General features: G+C 69.3%; 1 protein-coding gene. It reads right to left on the reverse strand.

Going from position 1 to position 472, the window contains the following annotated elements:
* Window positions 1-472: methyl-accepting chemotaxis protein (locus tag ACNFIA_RS31975; protein ID WP_416790997.1), on the reverse strand; the 472-nt coding region annotated here is incomplete at both ends.

Below are 472 nucleotides of genomic sequence, written 5' to 3' on the forward strand. Positions count from 1 at the left end.
GCGGGCCGCTTCGATGGCGGCGTTGAGCGCCAGCAGGTTGGTCTGCTCGGCGATGCCGCGGATCACGTCCAGCACCGAGCCGATCTGCTCGCTGCTCGCCGCCAGGCCTTCGACCTGGCTCATGGCGCTGCTCATGTCGCTGGCCAGCTCGTCGATCAGGCGGGTGGTGTTGTCGATCACGCTCAGGCCGTCGCGGGTCGCACCGTCGGCGCCGCGGGCGGCATCGGCGGCCATGGCGGCGCTGTTGGCGACGTCGTGGGCGGTGGCGCTCATTTCCTGGGAGGCGGTGGCCACCTGGTCGACTTCGCGGAATTGCTGCTGCATGCCGGCGCTGGTCTGGCTGGCGATTTCCGAGGACTGGTCGGCAGTGGCGCGGGCGTCCTGCACGGAGGATTTCACGTCGCGGATGATCGGTTGCAGCTTGTCGAGGAAGCGGTTGAACCAGCCGGCCAGCTCGCCCAGCTCGTCCTTG

This window comes from Pseudomonas sp. NY15437 (genome assembly GCF_048068435.1).
Taxonomy (GTDB): Bacteria; Pseudomonadota; Gammaproteobacteria; order Pseudomonadales; family Pseudomonadaceae; genus Pseudomonas; species Pseudomonas nitroreducens_B.